This window comes from Aquitalea sp. FG25, assembly GCF_057809375.1.
Genome location: NZ_JBMDJV010000010.1, coordinates 22314 through 37747, shown reverse-complemented (window position 1 = coordinate 37747; position 15434 = coordinate 22314). Strand labels below are relative to the sequence as shown.

Annotated in this window: 16 protein-coding genes; 7 read left to right on the top strand and 9 right to left on the bottom strand. The window is 59.3% G+C overall.

Annotated features, from left to right (window positions below):
- Nucleotides 1-53: 53 nt before the first annotated feature.
- Nucleotides 54-644: a HutD/Ves family protein gene (locus tag ACODR9_RS10605; protein ID WP_488809218.1), complete on the top strand. Its 591-nt coding sequence runs from the start codon at nucleotides 54-56 to the stop codon at nucleotides 642-644.
- Nucleotides 641-1222 (top strand): acyl carrier protein phosphodiesterase, encoded by a 582-nt coding sequence (locus tag ACODR9_RS10600; RefSeq protein ID WP_488809217.1) that lies wholly within the window; start codon nucleotides 641-643, stop codon nucleotides 1220-1222. Before ACODR9_RS10605 ends, ACODR9_RS10600 begins: the two co-directional genes overlap by 4 nt.
- Nucleotides 1223-1235: 13 nt before the next feature.
- Here the strand turns inward: ACODR9_RS10600 and ACODR9_RS10595 are convergent, their stop codons facing one another.
- Entirely contained in the window at nucleotides 1236-1931 is a 696-nt protein-coding gene (locus tag ACODR9_RS10595) for a MarC family protein (protein WP_488809216.1), read from the bottom strand.
- A 219-nt stretch (nucleotides 1932-2150) separates the two neighbouring features.
- The gene (locus ACODR9_RS10590; protein ID WP_488809215.1) at nucleotides 2151-3671 is read right to left on the bottom strand and encodes an amino acid permease; all 1521 of its coding nucleotides are present in this window, start codon (nucleotides 3669-3671) and stop codon (nucleotides 2151-2153) included.
- A 642-nt stretch (nucleotides 3672-4313) separates the two neighbouring features.
- Here ACODR9_RS10590 and infA point away from each other — a divergent pair.
- The gene (gene infA / locus ACODR9_RS10585; RefSeq protein WP_488809214.1) at nucleotides 4314-4577 is read left to right on the top strand and encodes a translation initiation factor IF-1; all 264 of its coding nucleotides are present in this window, start codon (nucleotides 4314-4316) and stop codon (nucleotides 4575-4577) included.
- Between the two features lie 105 nt (nucleotides 4578-4682).
- On the opposite strand, the gene ACODR9_RS10580 is transcribed toward infA, so the two are convergent.
- On the bottom strand, nucleotides 4683-4904 hold the full coding sequence (locus tag ACODR9_RS10580; protein WP_488809213.1) for a hypothetical protein: 222 nt from the start codon (nucleotides 4902-4904) through the stop codon (nucleotides 4683-4685).
- On the opposite strand from ACODR9_RS10580, the gene ACODR9_RS10575 reads away from it, so the two are divergent.
- Nucleotides 4903-6102, top strand: a complete 1200-nt coding sequence (locus ACODR9_RS10575; protein ID WP_488809212.1) for an EAL domain-containing response regulator — start codon at nucleotides 4903-4905, stop codon at nucleotides 6100-6102. The two genes, ACODR9_RS10580 and ACODR9_RS10575, sit on opposite strands and share 2 nt — an antisense overlap.
- Before the next feature lie 16 nt (nucleotides 6103-6118).
- Here the strand turns inward: ACODR9_RS10575 and arfB are convergent, their stop codons facing one another.
- The 4 genes from arfB to ACODR9_RS10555 all read right to left on the bottom strand — a co-directional run bounded on the left by arfB (nucleotide 6119) and on the right by ACODR9_RS10555 (nucleotide 9142).
- Nucleotides 6119-6526, bottom strand: a complete 408-nt coding sequence (gene arfB / locus ACODR9_RS10570; RefSeq protein WP_488809210.1) for an alternative ribosome rescue aminoacyl-tRNA hydrolase ArfB — start codon at nucleotides 6524-6526, stop codon at nucleotides 6119-6121.
- Nucleotides 6501-7106, bottom strand: coding sequence for a hydrolase (locus ACODR9_RS10565; protein ID WP_488809209.1), 606 nt, complete (start codon nucleotides 7104-7106; stop codon nucleotides 6501-6503). The genes arfB and ACODR9_RS10565 overlap by 26 nt, the downstream gene beginning before the upstream one ends.
- A gap of 154 nt (nucleotides 7107-7260) precedes the next feature.
- Nucleotides 7261-8505, bottom strand: a complete 1245-nt coding sequence (locus tag ACODR9_RS10560) for a nitronate monooxygenase (RefSeq protein WP_488809208.1) — start codon at nucleotides 8503-8505, stop codon at nucleotides 7261-7263.
- Nucleotides 8506-8671: 166 nt separating this feature from the next.
- On the bottom strand, nucleotides 8672-9142 hold the full coding sequence (locus tag ACODR9_RS10555; RefSeq protein ID WP_488809206.1) for an Lrp/AsnC family transcriptional regulator: 471 nt from the start codon (nucleotides 9140-9142) through the stop codon (nucleotides 8672-8674).
- Nucleotides 9143-9279: 137 nt separating this feature from the next.
- On the opposite strand from ACODR9_RS10555, the gene kynU reads away from it, so the two are divergent.
- Nucleotides 9280-10530, top strand: coding sequence for a kynureninase (kynU, locus tag ACODR9_RS10550; protein WP_488809205.1), 1251 nt, complete (start codon nucleotides 9280-9282; stop codon nucleotides 10528-10530).
- Between the two features lie 71 nt (nucleotides 10531-10601).
- Here kynU and gltX read toward each other — a convergent pair whose 3' ends face one another.
- Together gltX and ACODR9_RS10540 are read right to left on the bottom strand one after the other, a co-directional pair.
- Complete coding sequence (gene gltX, locus ACODR9_RS10545) at nucleotides 10602-11987, bottom strand: glutamate--tRNA ligase (protein WP_488809204.1); 1386 nt, start codon at nucleotides 11985-11987, stop codon at nucleotides 10602-10604.
- A 131-nt stretch (nucleotides 11988-12118) separates the two neighbouring features.
- Nucleotides 12119-12751 carry a LysE family translocator gene (locus tag ACODR9_RS10540; RefSeq protein WP_488809203.1) on the bottom strand — a complete coding sequence of 211 codons (633 nt, stop codon included), beginning with the start codon at nucleotides 12749-12751 and terminating at the stop codon, nucleotides 12119-12121.
- A 240-nt stretch (nucleotides 12752-12991) separates the two neighbouring features.
- Between ACODR9_RS10540 and ACODR9_RS10535 the strand changes: the two genes are divergently transcribed.
- Nucleotides 12992-14449: an aminotransferase-like domain-containing protein gene (locus ACODR9_RS10535; RefSeq protein WP_488809202.1), complete on the top strand. Its 1458-nt coding sequence runs from the start codon at nucleotides 12992-12994 to the stop codon at nucleotides 14447-14449.
- A 175-nt stretch (nucleotides 14450-14624) separates the two neighbouring features.
- Nucleotides 14625-15401 carry a class II glutamine amidotransferase gene (locus ACODR9_RS10530; protein ID WP_488809201.1) on the top strand — a complete coding sequence of 259 codons (777 nt, stop codon included), beginning with the start codon at nucleotides 14625-14627 and terminating at the stop codon, nucleotides 15399-15401.
- Nucleotides 15402-15434: the final 33 nt, after the last annotated feature.

Sequence of the window (15434 nt, the reverse complement as noted above, 5' to 3'; positions counted from 1 at the left end):
GCGCACCCACGCACATGCGGCGATAATCGCGTTTTCACCTGTCCGAGCACGCCATGCACACCCTGCTTGCCCACGACTATCCGGCTACACCATGGAAAAACGGCGGCGGCACCACCCGCCAGATCCTGATCTCCCCGCCGGGTGCCACCCTGGATGATTTCGACTACCGCATCAGCATGGCCAGCGTGGCCAGCGACGGTCCGTTTTCCTATTTTGCCGGTGTAGATCGCCAGTTGCTGCTGCTGGATGGCAATGGCCTGTTGCTGGAACGTGGCGATGGCAGCCATAGCCAGCTGGATAAGCACAGCAGCGCGCTGGCCTTTGCCGGTGAAGAACCCATCAACAGTCGGCTGCAAGATGGCCCGGTGCTCGATTTCAATGTGATGACCCGCCGTGGCCGTTACCGGCAGCAGGTAGAAAGCTTCGAACTGCACGGCGTGCGCCGCGTGCAAAGCAGTGACGAAGTACTGCTGGTGATACTAGCCACAGGCAATGCACTGGCAGTCCGCCGGGAAGACGGCCGCAGCTGTAGCCTGGGTGCGCAAGATGCCTTGCTGCAGGAAATGGCGGTGGATCTGACCCTGTCCAGCGAAGAAACGGTGCGCATCATCGTCGTGCGGCTTAACCGGCAAAGCCCGGCATGAACTACCTGGCGCACCTGCATCTGGCACCCGACGATGCAGCCGCACGGGTGGGTAATCTGCTGGGTGACTTTCTCAAGCCATCCCATGCCGGACACCTGCCGCAGGCACTGCAACAAGGCATGGCCCTGCACCGGCAGATAGACAGCTATACCGACAGCCACCCGCTGGTGGCACGCAGCAAGCAGCGCATTGCGGCAGAACGACGACGCTATGCCGGCATTCTGGTGGATATTTTTTACGACCATTTTCTGGCGCAGCACTGGCCACGGTTTTCCAGCATGCCGTTGGCCGACTTCACCAGCCGCAGCTATGCCGAGCTGCAGGCCCATCGCCAGTGGCTGCCGCCGCGCCTGCTGGACATATTGCCGCGCATGCAGGCCGAGGACTGGTTGCTATCCTACGCAGAAGTGGACGGTATTGCCGCAGTGCTGCGCGGCTTTTCCCGCCACCGCATTCAGCGCGACAATCCCGTTGCCGATGGCATTGACGACCTGCTCCAGCACTACGCAGCGCTAGAACAGGATTTTCTGGATTTTTACCCGCAATTGCAGCAGGCACTGCCCATGCAGCACAGCTGAGCGACCCGGAATATTAGCGATGCAGCAGGTTGGCGTTGCTTTGGATCAGCTCGGAAAACAGCTGCTCCACCCCTTCCCACATGATCTGCACGCCCAGACACATCAGGATGAAGGCCGACAGGCGCAGGAACACCACCGAGCCAGTTTGCCCCAGATAACCCAACAACTTATCGGCATGGCGATAGCACATGTACACCAGCACAGCCAGCGACAGCACCGCTGCCAGACTGGCCATCGGCACCAGCATGTATTTCACCATCGGCTTGCCGGCAACCGACATCGACGCACCCAGGGTGATGGAAACCGAGATAGAACCTGGCCCCACCGTCAGCGGAAAGGTCAGCGGATAAAAGGCCCGCTGCTTGAGTTCGTCGCGATTTTCCTGGCGTACCGGCTCGCTGGAAGGCTGGGTACTTTCCGCCGGGTTGTCATTCAGCATGCGCCAGGCCGCCAGCGAAATCAGCAAGCCGCCAGACAGCTGCACCACCGGCAGCGACACACCAAAGAACTCCAACACAAAACTGCCCACATACATGCTGCCCAGCAGCAGCAAAAAGCAGTACATGGCAATACGCCGCGCGAGAAAGGCCCGTTGCTGCGTGGTATTGCGCGCGGTCATCGAAATGAAAATGGGCACCAATCCAGGAGGATTGATAATTGGCAGCAAGGCTGCCAGCACAAACAGATATTTGCTGAAAAAAAGTGACATCAGGGCCATATTATTGTTCTCCGGGCAGGCTTCGGCCTGCTTGGTGGGGGATAGTGCATCTCGTGATGCATCTTGTCATGCAGTGCATTGCGCGGCGATTGTAACGTGCGTATCACGCACCATACCGCGCAGCCGACAAAATATTTGTGCGCCAGACTAGCACATTCATGAAAAAGGCCCGGCAGAACCGGGCCTAGCTGGTGATGAGCGCAAAGACACTCAATCTGCAGCCTGCTCCGCCAGACGACCGGACGACTCGACCGACTCCAACTGGGCATGTGCCTCGGCCAGGGCAATCCGGTCCAGCGCAATCAGTTTACTGCCGTGCTTCCATTTGTAGCCCAGCCACAGCAGCAGGAACAGCGGAATACCGATATAGGTGGCGATGATGCCGTTCCAGTCAATCTTGGCACTGGTAAAAGCCGCATAGTTCTGCCCCAGCATGATCAGCATGCACAGCGCAAAGGCAAACAGCGGACCCAGCGGGAACCAGCGCGCCTTGTAGGGCAGATCGGCCAGATCATAGCCCTGCTTCACATAGGCACGACGGAAGCGGTAATGGCAGATGGCAATGCCCAGCCAGGCGATAAAGCCGGTCATGCCGGAGGAATTCAGCAGCCACAGGTAGACCGCGTTGCTCTCGAACAAGGAGGTGAGAAAGCACAGGCCAGCCACCAGCGTGGTGGCATACAGCGCATTGCGCGGCACGCCGCTGGCAGACAGTTTGCCAAACCAGGCCGGTGCCATCTTGTTCTGCGCCATTACATACAGCATGCGGGTGGAGGCATACATGCCGGAATTACCCGCTGACAGAATGGCCGACAGGATCACTGCATTCATCAAGCTGGCCGACAAGGCAAGGCCGGCACGGCTGAACACCAGGGTGAAGGGGCTGGCGCCCACGTCCTGCACATCGTTCTTCAGCAACATCGGGTCGTTATACGGCAGGATGAAACCGATGATCAGGATGGACAGCATGTAGAACATCAGGATGCGCCAGAAAATCTGCTTCACCGCACGCGGAATGGTTTTGGAAGGATGGCTGGATTCGCCCGCCGCCACGCCGATCAGCTCGGTGCCCTGGAAAGAAAAACCAACAATCATCGACACGCTGACAAAAGCCGCCATGCCACCGACAAAGGGGCCATCACCATGCATGAATACATTCAGGCCAGGCGAATAGCGGCTGCTGTCCGGATTGGTCATGATGCCCCAGATCATCATGAAACCCACGATGATAAAGGCAATGATGGTGACCACCTTGAGCATGGAACACCAGAATTCCGCCTCGCCAAAACCCTTTACCGAGAAATAGTTGAGGGCAAAGATAATGGCCAGAAATACGGCACTCCACACCACGCCAGGCACGTTTGGCAACCAATAATGCATCACGATGGAGGCTGCGGCCAATTCCACGGCAATGGTGACTGCCCAGTTATACCAATAGTTCCAGCCCTGGGCGAAGCCGAAGGAATGGTCAACAAAGCGCGAGCCATACACCTGAAATGAACCGGACACCGGCATGAAAGCCGCCATCTCGCCCAGGCTGGTCATCAGGAAATACACCATCAGCCCGATCAGGGCATATGACAGCAAAGCTCCGCCAGGGCCGGAAGTGGCTACCGTGGCCCCCGAAGCCAGAAACAGCCCGGTGCCGATGGAGCCGCCAATGGCGATCATGGACAGATGGCGCGCCTGCAGGCTGCGCCGAAGTCCTTCGCCTTCTCTATTGTTTTCCATAAGTCTGTCCTACTGCAGAGTTTACAACTGATAGCGTTTTGCTCCGCATGCAATATCAGCAAAACGTGATGATCAAAACACTACAGGATGTCAGCAAGAGAAAGATTTATCCAGTGCATTTTTGTATTGAATTGTAAGAATGTGAATTATGAATTTTCCTTTTGTGACATACATCAAGTATTCAGCACGCATCAGCACCGCCACTTAACCCATCGTCCTGCCCGGCGTTGCCAGCAACAGCCACCCGCTGGAGAGTTGGAAAACACACGCACAGCAAGCACCCGGCAGTGCACCAGACTGCGCTGCATGCAACAACATGCGGCTGCGCTAAGCCGTGGATGCATAAGTGTTTTTGCCGCCAGCAGGCCAAAGCCGACCGCAATGGATGAAGCCACTGTTCATTTGTACTGACAAATCAGCCATTTAGCCGTATAATGCGCGCTGCCTCCTTCCGGACCGTTCCCCAACCGGGGTTTCAATCCGTCTGCCTTGCCTTGGTAACGGCACATTTTTGCCATGTGCTGCCAGTCTTACCTGCTTGGTTATCGATAGAAGCAATCTGTTATCACAGATCGTGCGGCGCTCCGTGAGGGACTGCCGCATGGGCTATTGGCCCACCCGTTACACTGAAAGGAATCGTTAATGTCCAAAGAAGACATGATCGAACTGCAAGGCGTCGTTATTGAAATGCTGCCGGAATCGCGCTTTCGCGTGCGCCTGGACAACAATGTTGAAATCCTGGCCTATGGCTCGGGCAAAATGAAGATGCACCGCATCCGCGTACTGGTCGGTGACCGTGTGACCGTGGAGATGTCTCCGTACGACCTGACCAAGGGTCGCATCAATTTCCGCCATCCGACTGCTCCGGTCGGCGGCGCGGCACCGCATCACTTCAAGCGCCGCTAAGCAGCCACGCCTGTCTCGCGGCCACTCAGCCCACCTGTGGGTCGCGCAGCCTTCTTCTGCTCTATTGCCGGTAATCAGCCCGGCACGCATGCAGAATATGCTCCGTTATTGCCTTAAAGCTGGCCAGCCAAGTGCTGGCATCGGCAAGGTTGGCGGCTGCATTTCAATCGCGCTCTGCCACTTCTTTTCATCAAATACACACATAGCAGCCATGTCACCACCGGTTTCACTTACAAAATCGGCATTTTTCCGTTTTTTAACTGGAAAGATTGCATGACACCTGCTTAGATTGAGGAATACCCACTCCTCTTTCAGCGCGTCAGCCATGACCAGCAAACCACCCAGACAGATCCTGCTTGCCGAAGACAGCAGCAGTCAGCGCAAGCTGCTGAAAGCACTGTGCCAGCAGATTCCGAATGCCGTGGTGCATGAGGCAGCTGATGGCAGCTGGGCCTTCCAGCTCAGCCGCCAGATTCCAAAGCTGGATCTGGTGATCACCGACCTCAACATGCCGGGCATGGATGGTATCGAGCTGGTGGAACACCTGTCACGCCAGCCGCACATCCCATCGCTGATGCTCATCAGCGGCCACTCCCCGGAATTACTGGCCAACAGTGTGCGCGCCGCTCAGGAGCTGGGTTTTACCGGCATCGGCCATCTGGCCAAACCGATTGATGACGACTTGTTCCTCACCGAGATCACCCGCCTGCTGGATGTGCCGCAGGACATCATCGACAAAAAGAGCAGCCTGCCGCTGATCGACATCATTACCGGCCTGGCGCACAACCAGTTCTGCGCCTTTTATCAGCCGATTTATGATTTGCGTGCCGGCAAGGCCGTGCAGATTGAAGCCCTGGCGCGCTGGCGTCACCCCACCATGGGCATTCTGGGGCCCAACCAGTTCATCGGCATGCTGGAGCATGAAGGCTTCATTTCCCTGCTGACCAACCGCATCGTGCAAACCAGTCTGGATTTGCTGACTCGCGGGCCGGACACGCAGGACCTGCGTCTGTCCATCAACCTGTCGCGCCGCCTGCTGGATGACCGGGAATTTCTGGACTGGCTGGTGGATCAGGTTACCTCACGCGGGCTGGCTTTCGACCGCATCGTGCTGGAAATCACCGAAACCATGGCCTTTACCAATTTCGGCCATACCCTGGCCACGCTGCTGCGGCTACGCATGCGTGGTTTCGAATTGTCACTGGATGACTTTGGCACCGGCCACACCACGCTGGAACACATCAAGAACCTGCCACTGACCGAGCTGAAGTTCGACCGCATCCTGATCAAAGACATCCACCGCGATGCCCGCAGCCAGAGCATCATCGCTGGCATGGCCAATATCGCACGCGAACTGGGGCTACGCATGGTGGCTGAAGGCATAGACGATACCCAGGATCTGGATTATCTGTGTGCGCTCCACCCGGACATCGCACTGCAAGGCTTCCTGTTATGCAAGCCGGTGCCGGCGGAGGAACTGGGCAAGCACCTGTTTCCCAACTGCCAGGCCAGCCGCCGCGCCTGAAACTGCTCAGCCGCGTTCAGTCATCCACCCGGCCCCGCAAAGCCTTGATGCCGCTGCGCCGAGATTTTCCCTCCAGCCGGCGCTGACGCGAACCATAGGTGGGACGGGTGGCATGGCGTGTCTTCGGCTGCAGGGACACACCATCCACCATCGCCTGCAGCCGGGCCAGCGCATCATCGCGATTCAGCTCCTGTGTGCGGTGTTGTTGCGCCTTGATAATGATCACCCCGTCCTTGCTCAGCCGGGCATCCGCCAGCGTCAGCAAACGCTGCTTGATATGCTCGGGCAGGCCAGATGCCTTGACATCAAAGCGCAGATGGATAGCCGAGGAAACCTTGTTGACGTTCTGCCCCCCGGCGCCCTGCGCCCGGATGGCTGTCAGCTCGACTTGTTGCGGATCAACCGGATAACGGCTCACTGCCATCCTTCCCCGCCGCCAGGGCTTGCAAGACCTGGGCCGTACTACGCACCCGCCCAAGGCGCGGAAAGATATGCTTGACGGAAAACTGGTGGCATTCCAGCAACTGGCAGCTCATGGCGTCTTCAGCCAGCATCACGGCATAACCACGCTCCCAGGCTGCACGCGCGGTGGAATCCACGCCGATATGGGTGGAGATGCCCGCCAGCACGATGGTGCGGATGCCACGCCGACGCAGCTGCAAATCCAGCTCGGTACCGTAAAACGCATTCCACTGCCGTTTGATGATCTGGATGTCACTGGCAGCAACGTCCAGCTCGGCCGGTTGTTGCAGCCAGTTATCCGGCACTGGCGTGGCGGGCGGCACCAGATCGGTCGGCAGCTGCAATGCGTCGCCACCATCCGCCGACCAGCCAACCCGCACCAGCACCACCGGCGCACCGGCAGCGCGAAAGGCCTTGGCCAGCGCGGCGGAATGCTCCAGCACCTGCTCTGCGTCATAAGGCTGCTTGGCAAAACCCAGGATGCCCTGCTGCAAGTCAATCAGGATCAGGGCAGTGGTGGCGGGGTCCAGACGTTCCGGCATGGCATTCCTCAAGAGTGATTTTACAGACCAGACAATACTACCGGCCCCTGCGCCTAACAAGAAAAATGGCCCTTAATGGCCAAGAAAAAATGGCGAAGCGCCGCAGCACTTCGCCATTTATTGATCCGTCCAGCCAGACGGGCAATCAAGCCATTCAGTCCGGCAACGCTACCTTGCCATCCTTGCTGAACTGGTAGTCCTTGAACACGTGCTCGGCGCTGAGGATCTGGTAGCTGCCATCCTCGTTGCGACGGGTGGTGTCCTTCAGGCGGTAGGTGTACTGACCGCAAGTCCAGCAATCGAAATTGCGCATGTGGGTGCACAGACAGGTCTTGTCCATCACCTTGATGCGGCGCTCGCCCGGATGGGCCGCCACTTCGCGGTTGTAAGCCTGGATATAGGAACAGCTGCCATTGGCATCCAGCAGATAGCCGTAGGCCTCGCAATTGGGGCGAATGCCATCGCCGATGGCCGGGCAGGACTTGATCATGCGCATCGGGTAACCGGTCGGCGACAACTGGTTGACTTCGATATCGTCCTCGGTGGCCTTGAAGTATTCCTGCTGCACTTTTTCCGGCAGGCCGCATTCGTGGGTCACGGTGAAGCGGGTGGCCACTTGCACGGCACCGGCACCGTTTTCCAGGAAGCCGACTGCGTCGCTACCGGTGAAGATGCCACCGGCCGGAATCAGCGGGATATCCAGCTGCTCGGCCTGCATCCAGGCGCGGATTTCCGCCACGATGGTGGCCAGATCGTACTGCGCCCAGTCCATGCCGAAACCCAGATGGCCGCCAGCCAGCGGGCCTTCCACCACCACGTAGTCCGGCAGACGGCCGGTACGGGAGGATTTTTTCAAAAACAGCTGCAGCGCGCGCAAGGACGAAACAATGATGCCCAGCTTCACGTCGCGGAAACGCGGGTGATCTTCAATCAGCGAGAAAGAACCCAGATGCAGACCGGCTGCCAGGGTAATGCCGTCGATACCGGCATCCATGGCGGTTTGCATGCGAACGCGCAAGGTTTCCTTGGGCGCGTTCATGGTGAGCTTTTCCATGCAATTGATGAAAATCAGCCCATCGCCCTTTTTAGCATCCATGGCGGAGCCAACATGCAGCTTGGTGGCTTCAGCCAGAATGCCCAGATCGAACTTCACCACCGACTTGTCGGCGTTTTCGACGTTGAATTTGTACTGCTTGAGCTTGTCCTTGACGAACTTGGTGTTGAAGCGACGGTCCGTCACCGTGGGCACCATGGCATCGGAAATATGGCCGATGCCACCCAGACGGGCAGCCTCCAGCGACAGGGCGACGGTGGAGATGTCCACCCCCATGCCGCCCACCATGATCGGTACCAGTTCTTGCTTGCCCAGACGCAGGCGAAAATCGTCAACACACTTCATTTTGATGCACCTCAGTTTGGCTGGGCGGGATTATCCCCCATCCCTCGCCACAAAATCCACTTTTCTAGAGTTTTTGCTCACACCACAGGTAAGTGATGCGCAAGGGCCACTATCCAGAACCGCCATCCCCAGCATAACCCTGCATTATTACGCACAATACATGCGTTCAGCTTTCCTGCAGCGGCAACTGGTAGCGACTGTCCTTCAGGGTTTTCATCACGATATGCGAGCAGATATCGCGCATGCCCGGCACCTTGTTGAGCTTGTCCACGATAAAGTCGGAAAACGCCGCCAGATTACGGCAGCGCAGTTGCAGGATGTAATTGCACGGCCCGGTGACCACATATGCCGCTATCACCTCCTCGAACGCTTCGATCTGCTGCAAAAACTCGCCATGCCAATCTTCCCGGCTGCGATCCAGCGTCACCTGCACAATCGCCTCCAGCTCAAAGCCCAGCGCCAGGGCATCCAGCTCGGCACGATAGCCCCGAATCAAGCCGCCCTCCTCCAGCGCACGCACCCGGCGTAGACATGCCGACGGCGACAAAGCCACCTTGTCAGCCAGGTCCTGATTGCTTAACCGGCCATCACCCTGCAAGGCGCGCAAGATGCGCATATCGATTGCATCCAATTGCATTTGCACGTTTCTTTCGTTTTGAATTCACTAATTCGAATAATCTGCAAAACAGCGGCAAACAGCAAGCATAACTTGCAATTTTACACAGCAATCACAGTGCTACCATGATGTTCACCACCTACCAAGGAGAGAGCACCATGCTGACGCGTGAACACTGCCTGGCAGCCGATGCCAGCGACAAACTGGCCAGTCTGCGCCAGCAATTTTGCCTACCGCAACATGTCATTTATCTGGATGGCAACTCGCTGGGCGTGCTGCCCCAGGCTGCCGAAGCACGCAGCCTGCAAGTGCTGCGCGAGGAATGGGGTGAAGGGCTGATCCGCAGCTGGAATACTGCCGGCTGGTTCGAGCTGCCGCGCCGGCTGGGCAACAAGCTGGCCGGGCTGATTGGCGCCAGCACTGATGAAGTGGTGATTACCGATACCACCTCGCTCAACATCTTCAAGGCACTGGCTGCCGCCATCCGCATCCAGCAAAGTGCTGCACCACAGCGCAAGGTAATCGTGTCCGAGCGCGACAACTTCCCTACCGACCTGTACATGATCCAGGGCATGATCGATCTGCTGCAGCAAGGCTATGAAATGCGGCTGATCGACGACAGCCTGCCGCTGGGGCAGGCGCTGGGCGACGACGTGGCCGTATTGCTGCTGTCGCACGTCAATTACCGCACCGGAGCCATGTTCGACATGGCCGCCGTCACCGCGCAGGCGCATCAGCACGGCGCGCTCACCATCTGGGACCTGGCCCACGCCGCCGGTGCCGTGCCGGTGGATCTCAATGGCAGCGAGGCCGATTTTGCCGTGGGGTGTACTTATAAATACCTGAATGGCAGCCCAGGCGCTCCGGCTTTTATCTGGGTGGCAGCACGGCATCAGGACTGTTTCTGGCAACCGCTATCCGGCTGGTGGGGCCACTCGCGCCCGTTTGATATGGCGGTGGACTACCAGCCTGCCCAGGGCATACGGCGCTTTTTGTGCGGTACCCAGCCCATTCTGTCGATGTCACTGGTGGAGTGCGGGCTGGATGCCACGCTGCAAACCAGCATGACGGCACTGCGCGAAAAATCGCTGGCGTTGACCGACCTGTTCATCCAGCTGGTGGAACAGCGCTGCGGCCATCACCCGTTGACGCTGATCACCCCGCGCGAGCATGCCCGACGCGGCAGCCATGTCAGCTACCGTCATCCAGAGGGCTATGCGGTGATGCAGGCCCTGATCGAACGCGGCGTGATCGGCGACTACCGCGAACCGGAAGTACTACGCTTTGGCATCACCCCGCTCTATCTGAGCCATGCCGACATCTGGGATGCCGTGGAAACCTTGCGTGACATTCTGGACAACGCCAGCAGGGACCAGCCGCAGTTCCAGCAGCGCCATGCGGTGACCTGATTCCCTGCCCGCACCTACAAAAAAAAGCCATCCCTTGGGATGGCTTTTTGACTTGAACAGCAGAAAACCGCTCAGCCACGCAGGCGGCGCAGCACTTCGTCCTTGCCGATCAGCGCCAGCACGGCATCCACCGACGGGGTCTGGGTGGTGCCACACACCAGCACGCGCAGCGGCATGCCCAGTTGGCCCATCTTGATGCCTTCTTCGGCGCAGAAGGGTTTGAACAGTTCATGGATGCTCTCTGCAGTCCAGCTGTCCAGCGCTGCCAGTTTGTCGGCAAAACGGCCCATGCGTGCCACGGCATCGCCAGCCAGGTGCTTTTCCACGTCGGCAGCAGCGGCTTCGCGCTTCTTGTAGAAGTAATCCACTTCCACGGCCAGCGCGTTCAGGTCCTGGATGCGCTCTTTCACCAGTGCAATCACGTCCTCGATAGCCGGGCCGGTGCTGGTATCCACACCAGCGGTAGCCAGGCGCGGGGCAATCAGTGCAGCCAGACGGCTGTTATCAGCCGCCTTGATGTGCTGGGCGTTCAGCCACAGGAACTTTTCCTGATTGAAACGGCTGGCCGAGGCGCTGACCGCTTCCAGGCTGAACCACTCGACAAATTGCTCCATGGTGAAGAATTCGTCATCGCCATGGCCCCAGCCCAGACGGGCCAGGTAGTTGAGCAGCGCTTCGGGCAGGATGCCCTTGTCAGCGTAGTCCACCACGCTGACGGCGTCGCGGCGCTTGGACATCTTCTGGCCGTCCTCGTTGAGGATCATCGGCAGATGGCCATACACCGGCAGCGGCGCATTCAGCGCCTGCAGGATGTTGATCTGGCGCGGGGTATTGTTGACGTGGTCGTCACCACGGATCACGTGGGTGATCTGCATGTCCCAGTCGTCCACTACCACGCAGAAGTTATAGGTCGGGCTGCCATCCGGGCGGGCGATGATCAGGTCGTCCAGCTCGGTATTGGAGAATTCAATCCGCCCCTTCACCGCGTCATCCCAAGCCACGGTACCGTCCAGCGGGGTGCGGAAGCGGATTACCGGCTGCACATCAGCCGGAATGGCTGGCAGGGTTTTGCCCTGTTCCGGACGCCAGCGGCGGTCGTAACGCGGTTTTTCACCCTTGGCTTCCTGCTCGGCGCGCATGGCTTCCAGCTCTTCCTTGCTGCAGTAGCAGCGATAGGCATGGCCGGATTCCAGCAGTTGCTGGATGACTTCCTTGTAGCGGTCGAAACGCTGGGTCTGGTAGAACGGACCTTCGTCATAATCCAGGCCTACCCAGTGCATGCCGTCCATGATGGCCTTGACCGACTCCGGCGTGGAGCGTTCAAGGTCGGTGTCCTCGATGCGCAACACGAAAACGCCGTTGTTCTTGCGGGCATAAGCCCAGGAAAAGAGTGCGGTACGCACGCCACCAATGTGCAGATAGCCGGTGGGGCTGGGGGCAAAGCGGGTACGGATCATGATGGAATGAGGTCCAGCCGGATGAAGAAAGGCGCTATTGTACGCCGCCAACAAAACAGCCCGCAAATGCGGGCTGAGATTATTGGCCAAGCCCTCGCGCTTAGCAGATAAGGGAGGGGCTGGGGAACAGATCAGATCAGCGCGCCGACCACCGGCAACAGATGAGCAGGCAGCATCTGCGCCATCAGCCAGAACGCCGTACCGGCCAGCATGGCGGCCATGCCGCAGTTGAAGGCACGCAAGCGCCGTGGCGAAGCCAGCCAGCGGCGGATGGCCACGCCACTGCCCGCCCACAGCGCAATGCAGGGCAGGCCAACGGCAAAGGTGATGCCAGCAAACAGCGCACCGGCCAGCAGCGGGTCCATGTGACGCGGTAGAAACACCACCGCAATATTGAAGCCCATCAGCCACACCTTGGGGTTGAGCCAGTTGAACAGCAGGCCGCCAGCAAAACCCATGGGCTGGCCCTGATCATCCTGTTCGCCAGCCGCGCCAGCACGCGCCATGCCCCAGGACAGCCACAACAGGTAACTGCAACCCGCCAGTGCCAGGTATAGCTGCACGCTGCTGATCAACCCTGCCACCTGCCCCAGAAACACCGTCATCAGGCCGATTTGCACAGCCAGTCCCAGCGCCATGCCCAGCAAGGCCGGCAGGGTGCGGCTGAAACCGTAATTGACGCCGGACGAGGCCAGCACCAGGTTGTTGGGGCCGGGGGTAATGGACATCACCAACAGATAGGTGACCAGGGCAACAAGATTCATGACAACTCCAGAGCAGTGCTGGCGGTGGACAGGCTTGCCGTTATCCGGCTTGTGGCCCGACAGGCAAACCCTGCCACCGCACCATGTTTTTGATGCTGTCATGGTACGTAAAGTGACTGGACAATAACAGATTCAGAAAAATACAATTGAGACCATAACAGTTATGCAATCTCCAAACTGTTACGGTCCACTTTGCCGAAAACTGTGCCGGACAGCCATCCGCAGCCCAAGGAATGCACCATGAATCAGGAGCCGCTCTACCAGCAGCTGGTAAACGAATGGATCACATTGATCCAGAACGGCGTGATGCAGGCTGGCGAGCGCCTGCCTTCGGTGCGCAAGGCTTGCGACATCCATAAGGTCAGCCCATCCACCATTCTGCTGGCCTACCGCACGCTGGAAGACCGTGGCTTTATCGAGGCACGGCCGCAGTCCGGCTTTTATGTCAAAGCTGCCGCCAGCCTGCCGCTGCCACGCATGCGCCGCCAGAGCGAGGCCGCGCCCACCGGCGAGGTGGTGGACCATATCGAGGCGGTGATGCGGGTACAAACCTCGGCTGATTTCATCGACCTGTCGCTGGCCAGCCCGCGCGGCAGCGATTTCTACCCCACCACCCGCTTCAAGCACATCATGGGGCGGCTCTTGCGCCAGCAACCGGAACTGACCACCGATTACCCCTTCCCGCCCGGCTCGGCCCGTTTGCGCCGCCAGATTGCCCAGCGTGCAGTCAGCTGGGGCTGCGTGCTGGCACCGGACGACATCGTCATCACCAATGGCTGCTCCGAAGCGCTGCAGCTGGCTCTGCGCGCCGTGTGCAAGCCGGGTGATACGGTGGGGCTGGAATCACCCACCTATTTCTACCTGCTACCGCTGCTGAAAAGCCTGGGCCTATCCGTCATCGAGATTCCCACCCACCCCAATAGCGGGCTGTCGCTGGATGCGCTGGAATTACTGCTGTCGGAAAAACGGCTGCAAGCCATCGTGGCCATGCCCACCGTGCACAATCCGCTGGGCAGCACCATGCCGCCGGAAGCCAAGCGCCGGCTGGCGCAACTGGTCAACGACTACCGCATTCCGCTGATCGAGGACGCCCCGCACGCCGATCTACACTACGGCAGCCAGACGCCGGATGCGGTCAAGGCCTTCGACCGCGATGGCTGGGTGCTGCTGTGCTCCAGCTACAGCAAAACGCTGGCACCGGGCTTTCGCATTGGCTGGATTGCCGCCGGGCGCTTTGCCCGCGAGGTGTTGCAACTGAAATGCGCCAGTTCGCTAGGCCAGCCACGGCTGCTGGAAGAAACCCTGGCCGAATACCTGGAAAGCGGCGGTTACGACCACCACTTGCGGCTGATCCGCCGCCATTTCATGAGCCAGATGGAAAGGCTGCGCGGCACGGTGGCCAGCCGCTTTCCCCAAGGCACCCGCGCCACCCTGCCCTCCGGCGGCTGCCTGCTGTGGGTGGAACTGCCCGCCGGGGTGGACACGCTGGAGCTGTTCCACGCCGCGCTGGCCGAACGCATTACCGTGGTACCCGGGGTGATGTATTCGGCACGGGGGCGCTACCGCAACTGCCTGCGGCTGTCCTGCTGCTACCCCTGGAACGAAGCCTACGAGCGGGCGCTGATACGGGTGGGTGAACTGGCCTCCGGCATGGGGACCAGCTTGGGAGAAAACGGCCTGGTGACACTGGGAGACTGAACCCTCAGCAAGTCTGATCCTGATCAGAGCGTGTTGCCCGCAGCATGACTAAGCTGCCCGGCCCAGTGTCAGACAATTGTCGCTGCGGGATGAATCGACTATGCTCGGAACACCCCGGACGCCTTGGCAGCCTGGCCGACACCCCCAAACACCCCATAGCAGCGAGTGATGCCCCATGTGCCAGCTATTAGGCATGAATTGCAATACCCCCACCGACATTCTGTTTTCCTTTGAAGGCTTCCACCGCCGTGGCGGCCTCACCGACCACCATGCCGATGGCTGGGGCATTGCCTTCTTTGAGGGCAAAGGCTGCCGTATCTTTCTGGATGACAAACCGTCGGTGGAATCCGCCGTTGCCCATCTGGTACGCAATTACCCGATCAAGTCGCAAAACGTCATCGCCCATATCCGCAAGGCCACCCAGGGCGAAGTGAATCTGGCCAACACCCATCCCTTTATGCGCGAGATGTGGGGCCAGTACTGGATTTTCGCCCACAACGGCGATCTGAAAACCTTCCAACCCGCTACCGGCTGCCACTTCAACCCGGTGGGCAGCACCGACTCGGAACGCGCCTTCTGCTACCTGCTGGAGCAGTTGCGCAGCAAGTGGTGCAGCGCCCCGCAACTGGATGAGCTGTTTGCCGAAATCGACCGCTTGGCCGGTGAAATCCGTCAGCATGGCGTATTCAACTTCATGCTGAGCAATGGCGAAGTGCTGTTTGCCCACTGCGCTACCAATCTGCACTACATCATCCGCCAGGCCCCGTTCAACAAGGCCCACCTGGTGGACGACGATGTCACGGTGGATTTTTCCACCGTCACCACGCCGTACGACCGGGTAGCCGTGGTGGCCACCCAGCCGCTAACCGACAACGAAAACTGGATTCAACTACAACCGGGCCAGTTGCTGCTGTTCCGTGACGGAGCCCCACTGCAGGCTAGCGCCGCTTGATGTCCTGGCCGCCGGTTACCAAACAGCCGCCTC